This is a genomic window from Candidatus Magnetaquicoccus inordinatus, assembly GCF_004217665.1.
In the GTDB taxonomy this organism is placed as follows: Bacteria; Pseudomonadota; Magnetococcia; order Magnetococcales; family Magnetaquicoccaceae; genus Magnetaquicoccus; species Magnetaquicoccus inordinatus.
Genome location: NZ_RXIU01000208.1, coordinates 1 through 6,449 on the forward strand (window position 1 = coordinate 1; position 6,449 = coordinate 6,449).

General features: G+C 51.7%; 7 protein-coding genes. All 7 read right to left on the reverse strand.

The features are described from left to right. The coding region (locus EJP87_RS12900) for a CNNM domain-containing protein (protein ID WP_130472283.1) at positions 1-316 on the reverse strand (316 nt) is incomplete at its 3' end. Between the two features lie 37 nt (positions 317-353). Further along, positions 354-2,417 (reverse strand): SulP family inorganic anion transporter, encoded by a 2,064-nt coding sequence (locus EJP87_RS12905; RefSeq protein WP_130472284.1) that lies wholly within the window; start codon positions 2,415-2,417, stop codon positions 354-356. Positions 2,418-2,638: 221 nt separating this feature from the next. Beyond that, positions 2,639-2,947: a hypothetical protein gene (locus tag EJP87_RS12910; RefSeq protein ID WP_130472285.1), complete on the reverse strand. Its 309-nt coding sequence runs from the start codon at positions 2,945-2,947 to the stop codon at positions 2,639-2,641. Positions 2,948-4,071: 1,124 nt separating this feature from the next. Further along, positions 4,072-4,860 carry a DNA adenine methylase gene (locus EJP87_RS12915; RefSeq protein ID WP_130472286.1) on the reverse strand — a complete coding sequence of 263 codons (789 nt, stop codon included), beginning with the start codon at positions 4,858-4,860 and terminating at the stop codon, positions 4,072-4,074. Next, positions 4,844-5,029: a Com family DNA-binding transcriptional regulator gene (locus EJP87_RS19035; protein WP_130472287.1), complete on the reverse strand. Its 186-nt coding sequence runs from the start codon at positions 5,027-5,029 to the stop codon at positions 4,844-4,846. The genes EJP87_RS12915 and EJP87_RS19035 overlap by 17 nt, the downstream gene beginning before the upstream one ends. A gap of 120 nt (positions 5,030-5,149) precedes the next feature. Further along, positions 5,150-5,710, reverse strand: a complete 561-nt coding sequence (locus EJP87_RS12925) for a phage virion morphogenesis protein (protein WP_130472288.1) — start codon at positions 5,708-5,710, stop codon at positions 5,150-5,152. Positions 5,711-5,815: 105 nt separating this feature from the next. Next, positions 5,816-6,449, reverse strand: a 634-nt coding sequence (locus EJP87_RS17930) for a PBECR2 nuclease fold domain-containing protein (protein WP_193771371.1), incomplete at its 5' end; no start/stop codon positions are given.

Below are 6,449 nucleotides of genomic sequence, written 5' to 3' on the forward strand. Positions count from 1 at the left end.
GGACAATGATGGCCATGGCCACATCTTCGGCATGGCTGCCGATCACAGGTAACTGCTCCAAGAGTGGTGTGAGTCTGCTTAAGAGGACAGCTTCGCCATAGGCACCGCTCATGATACCGATGGTGGTGATTCCTACCTGGATGGTGGCCAGGAAGCGACTGGGATCGGCGGCAAGCTCAAGAGCAATGCGTGCCCCTTTGGAACCTGCTTCGGCCATTTGTTGCAAGCGGACCTTGCGTGCGGAAACCACAGCCATTTCCGACAGAGAAAATAGTCCGTTCAGAAGAATCATCGATAACAAGATAAACAGTTCCATCACATTTCCCAATCAGAAAAAATTCTGCCTGTCAATATCAATCGCGCAGAGCTTTGCCCAGCTCCTCTTTGGCCTGGAACAGTTCGCGACTGAGCGATTGCATAGCCTTGTCGGCCTGGAGCAGGGAGTTAAGCGCCATCTCCACATCGGTTCCGCGCAACATGTTTTGAATCTCTTTTACATCACGGGCAGAGCCATCCAACAGGGTGATTTCAGTCAACTCTCCGGTCAGAATGGCCAGACGATGGTTGCAGAAGGGAGCCTCTTCCTCTTCCTCCTGCTTGCAGGAGCAGGAAGCTGTCAAATTGGAGCCTTCGCGTCGAAAGGTCAGTTGCAGATGTTCACGACCCGTTTCGGCCTCAAGCTCTTCGTTCAGGATCACCAGGCGGATTTCGCGCACGGGATTGAGCATGGCTTCATAATCTTCTACGGCTTTTTTGACAGAGACATAGAAATGGTGTTCATCGAGGGTATCGCTCAGACCGACTTTTTCCAGTTGCAGACGAAAGGGTCTGGGTGCATCGGCAACCTTAAGGGTGATTCCTGCCTCGCGAAACTCTCTGTAGAGTTCGGCGAGACGTTGTGCGGCGGTAATATCCATATCGGTGATGGATTGTGCATCGAGCACCAACCATTTTACCGGAGAGGGTGCTTCGGCGACCAGTTGTCTGAGTCTGGTCATGACATGTCTGGCGTTGGCAAAGATCAATGGAGCATAGAGTCGATAGACAATCAGGCCGGGCAGGCTCTCACCGCTTGCGCCTTTGCTACCCAAATCATGAAATTTTTTTCCTGGGCCGAGACGGCGCAACACGGCATCACCGGGTCGGGAGATCTCGACGATAACACCAATCAGGGAGATGAGTAGTCCCAAGAGGATGCCGGGCACCACACCGGCCAGCAGAATGGCAAAAATCACCATAACCGCCATGAAAAACTCAAAGCGATCCTGGCGATAGAGATCCTGCATGGCCTTGATTTCGAGCATGCCCAGGGCGGTGACAATCAAGATGGCACCCAGAGCGACTCGGGGCAGCAGAGCGATCAGGCCGGTCAGAAAAAAGAGAAACAGCAGCAGACCGGCAGCAGCGATCAGTTGTGCCACCTGGGTTTTGCCGCCGCTGGCATCGACGATGGCGGTACGGGAGGAGCTGGCTGAGACTGGAAAGCCTTGCAGCAGGCCAGCGGCTACATTGGCCATTCCCAGGGCGGTCAATTCACGGTTTGGGTTGATTTCATACCTGTTTTTTTCTGCAAAGGCTTGTGCCAGGAGGATGCCATCGGAGAAGGCGAGAAAGGCGATGGCCATGGCAGCCGGGGAGAGGGCAGGAATATCGGACCACTCAAAGTGAGGCATGACAGGTATGGGCGTTCCAGAGGGGACTGTGCCCACCAGGGCGATACCCATTTCAGCAAAGCCGAAGGCAGAGGTTCCCAGAATGGCCAACGCCGAGACGACCAGAGCCCCGGGGATGCGGGGTGTAAAGTGTGCCATGAGCACCATGAGCAGAATCAGGGAAAGGCCAACCAGAAAGGTGGGACGGTGGGTATTGGGCAGTTGTTCCAGAATTTGCAAGAGCAGAGGGAAAAACTCCTCACCGGAGGTCTTGATGGCGAACAGTTTGCCCAGTTGGGTGGAGACCAGGATAAGTGCGGCGCCATTCAGGTAACCGATCAGCACTGGCCTGGAGAGAAAATCGGCGATGGCACCGACGCGCAGACGTGCTGCCAGGAGGAGGATCACTCCCGAGAGAAGTCCCAATGCGGCGGCAAGGGCGGGAATGCGCGTCGGGTCACCCGCTGCCAGGGGGAGGATGGCGGTTCCGGCCAGCAGACCGATGGCGGCATCAGGTCCGGCGATGACCTGGCGGGAGGAGGCAAACAAGGCAAAGCCCACTGAAGCGGCCAAAGCGGCATAGAGTCCGCTGACGGGTGGCATATGGACCAGTTCAGCGTAGGCGATTACCGAGGGAATCATCACCACACAGGCGGTCAAGCCGGCCAGCATGTCACCGCGCAACCAACTGATTTTATAGCCGCGCAGGGTGATCAAGATGGGCAGAGTTGACAGGAGGCGGGGCAATAGTGCGACAGCGTTCATTTTGATTGGTATCACTCCCTGGAAAATGATCGATAAGATGTTGTAAAAAAGTAAGAAATATTCAGGTCATTCCTGGTTTTTATATGCTTCCAGGAGCGTTGATCTCTCCTGGATTTGCCATAATGCTGCGATTATCAAATGCGCTTGCCCTGGAAACGAAGGTAGGGCAATCAATAGCCATTATTGCGGCTGTTGCGAGTTTTTTCATAATGGTTGCAGACCTAGTGATGGATTTTGCTGCTTCCAGCAGAGGCAGAGGGAAAGAGAGCCAAGGGCCATTGAGCGTTGATGCCGGGCAGGGAGAGGCTGGAGAGCACTGCGTTGCCGTTGATAAAAATGGTTTCCGCACAGGGGAGATGGCGACCATGATGACCATCATAGACCAGCAGATGGTGGTGCAAAAGCAGACCCTGCACCTGCTGCATTTGCTGCGGTTGGGTGGTGTGTGCCGGTTTGGCCGCGTGCAACAGGAGATCTCTGCTGCGTTCGGGAGGTTCGTCGTTCAACTGGGCCTCGCTTGTCTTGAGCAAGCTTGTGCCAGACTCTTTTTTTCAAATCCAGTTCGGCAATATAAAAATATGCCTCTGCATGGCTCCATGGTGCTCTCTTTTCCATCCTTAAGGTGAGCAATGTCTATCCTGTTCGTAATTATAAATGACTTTTTGTCCGTATGCAATGGTTTATTAACAATGCTGCAGGGGTAGCGCCATGGCAATCAATCTGTCATGTACGACTTATAATGAAATACGGTGATAAAATACGAAAATACGGGGACAGATACGAAAATACGGCGACATGGCGAAAATACGGGGACAGTATATCAGTTAAATGGTGGCCGATGGTGAAATGCGAAAATACGGGGACATTATATCAGTTAAATGGTGGCCGATGGTGAAATGGATATACTGATGGGGTGGATTCATTCCTTTCCAAAACGGCCTCTGATAGGCCAAGATGGAGATTCTCTCGTTTCCATTAATTGAAAAGGAAGGATCCTGAGATCCTTCCTGACGGACGAGAGCAGCCCAGCCCACTCTGGTTTGCCCCTGTCAGAATCTCCTGAGCAAATTGTGACATCATTTCAGTTTCCTTCTGCGGATTGACGCGGCTTATAATCTGCCGCACATGATTTTCACTCAAGTTTGAGAAGCAACCGAGAGACTTTGACTGGCAACCGTTCACGCAGCAAGGTACCCGCTTTCTCTGGATAGGACATGATGTGGGGAGATACCCAGATTGAGAATCAGAAGCGCATGAATCGGAACTATAAACCATAGTCGGTACAATAGGTTGCTGGCTGTCCAGTATCAATAGAGATGCAAATTATTTTTGGCGAAAATGGCGGATCTTGATCGGATTGACACCTGTTTTGATAGTGTTTTGCGCGAAAACTGCTGAAGATCTGAGTGTAAATGACGAAACAAAACAAGACAACACAATAAGTTAGTTTGGTATGATGATCTTGGCCAGCGATTGGTTGCGGGGATGAGAATCGGAACCGAATCGGAACAAAAGCAGCCCAGAATCGGAACCGAATCGGAACAGAACCGCGATATGTAGTTCCGATTCGGGTTTTTGCCGCAGTCGCGCAATCGGAACCGAATCGGAAGCAGGGAATCGGATCCCGATTTGATCGGGATCCGATTCGGGTAAATCAATAGTTCTGAATCAGTACCTCCTTGGCCAATGGGTGCGGGCCAGCGGTGCACGAATACCGTGTAGTCACCTCTGAAATATGAAAGGCGCTAAAAATATTCCTGACCTCTGGCACATCGTTTAGACTTAGAAGAAAACGGCCACGAATGCCAGCCAGTTGGTCGGCCAATCTGGCAAAATCCTCCCTGAAAAAAATACCGCTCCCGTAATGCCCCTCACAATCCCAGTATGGCGGGTCGATATAAAAAAACGTTCCGACCCGATCGTACACCTTGATAAACTCCCCATACGGCAAATTCTCTATCGTGACCTTCGAGAGCCGACAATGCGCCATCTCTATCTCCTGACGCAATCTGGCCGGATCGTGCTTGGATGGTTGGATGGATGACGTTCCCATCGTGCGGCGGCCTTTTATGCGCCCACCGAACGTCAGTTTGTGGAGATAATAGAACCTGACAGCCCGTTGAATATCGGTCAACGAACCGGCTGGTGTTGCCAGTAGCTTCTCAAACTCCTCTCGGCTTGATAACACCCAGCGCAACGAATCTACAAACGCTTCCCAATGGTACCTGACAATCCGGTACAGATTGACCACCTCTCCATTAATATCATTGATCACCTCGCATTTTGAGGGTTTCTTTTGGAACAAAACCCATGCTGCTCCTGCAAACGGCTCTGCATAACACTGGTGCTCTGGAATCAGTGGAACGATGGTTCGGGAGAGCAGATATTTTCCACCCACCCAACCCGCCAACGGGCTTCTGATTTTTTCACCTTGAATTTCCATATTGTACACCTTGCATTGGCGCTCTCTGGCGCTCTGTTTGGTGCGAGTCCTGGTTGTGATTGAAACAATTCATTGTCTTGCATTTTGGACATTTTATTCTGATTTTTCCTGCTCCTTTCGCCAATAGTCGAGTGCAATGATCACACCGAAGCTCTATTTCATTTACCATTGCTTTACCTTTATACTGCTCCCGCCACAACGCAGTGGTGCGGGACGGCCAAACTGGCCAGTTGGTCGTGCAAGGATGGTCTTGCGGTTTGGGGTGCTCGCTACACCCCAACCCCCGCTTTTACGAGGGATTCGTGATCGCCTGCTGTACGATTGATCGTATTGTCTCCAGATCGGAAACAGCCAGTTGCAGGTAGGGGCGGGCGGGTATGGTGATGCGGCCACCTGGATGGTCCACCTCCTGCGCAAAATTGGATTTCGCTTTTTTAACAAATTTATTGCCCACCTCGCCTGTCCGGCGATTAAGATGGAAATACACCTCTCGGCGATGAGGTGGAATGGTGATGTCGCCGCCAAATTGATGAATGGCGGCGTACTCAAGATTGGTTCCTACCATCGCGAAGTCTGCGCCATAGCTTGCAGTAATAGATCTTTGCAGTTGTCCAGTGCGAATCAGGATCTTATCGCCAAATTTTGCCTCTTTCTTTTGCTTCAGATAGGCTTTGGTCAGTGGGTGCCAAGATGGGCGGCCACCCACGCTAAAATTTGTCTCCACAGCTTCTTTCATGATGCCGGCCACCCGCCGCATGACTGGCGCCATGTCTTCAGTTATGGCCTGGAGTCTCTGCAAATAGGAGTTGATCGCTTGGTCGCCGACGTTGATTTTGATTGTGTCAGTCATAAGGTTCTCATATAATGAATTGCGGTTTGGGGGGATCAGTATGGTTGCAGGCGGGTGCGATAACTGTGCTGAGGGTGTATTGGATGCCCGTTCCGCCGTGCGCCTCTAGCCCCCAGCCGTATTTGTTGACTGTTTTGGCCACAATAGCTCCCCCTTCCTTTTGCCATTGATTTTTGCATCCTTGGTGCGGATGATGTTCCACAACAGGCTGCCGTCTGTGTTTTCCTGCACGATGATCAATAAATCCTGCTGATGTTGATAAATCCCGATATAGTGTTTGCGGTAACTGCCGTCGATATACCGAGTAAGCCAGACTTCGTGAGGGTTGGTCAGCGTAGGCAGAATGAAGTTTGCATATTCTTCACGAGCATGTGGACGTTTTTCCACAAGATGTGACAACCATTCGTTGCGCACCATAACCGGATCCACCGGGGTTTCGATTGTACGTAGCGGATTGGCTTCTGAAACGCCCAAGGCTGTGCGTAATTGAGCCAAGGCGCTCTCCAGATCATGCGCTTTTGGCAGTAGTTCCGGGGGTGGCGGTCTTTGCTCGTTCGGGATATTGCGGATGTCTTGCAATCCAAGATCTTTCCAGGTTTTTTGATCGGGGGCGACCTCTATAGGTGGTCTTTTGGTTTTGCCTGTGTTGTTGGTGTCGAACTGTGCCCACGCCTTGCCAGGGTTGTAGTCAAAGCCTGGATCGGGCGAGAAAAGCAGCTTGTTGCCAGTACGGCTGGTG

Coding starts and splice junctions, on each gene's coding strand:
- EJP87_RS19035 (WP_130472287.1), bottom strand. CDS start 5,029: ATGGTAAATGAAATAGAGCTTCGGTGTGATCATTGCACTCGACTATTG.
- EJP87_RS12925 (WP_130472288.1), bottom strand. CDS start 5,710: ATGACTGACACAATCAAAATCAACGTCGGCGACCAAGCGATCAACTCC.
- EJP87_RS12915 (WP_130472286.1), bottom strand. CDS start 4,860: ATGGAAATTCAAGGTGAAAAAATCAGAAGCCCGTTGGCGGGTTGGGTG.
- EJP87_RS12905 (WP_130472284.1), bottom strand. CDS start 2,417: ATGAACGCTGTCGCACTATTGCCCCGCCTCCTGTCAACTCTGCCCATC.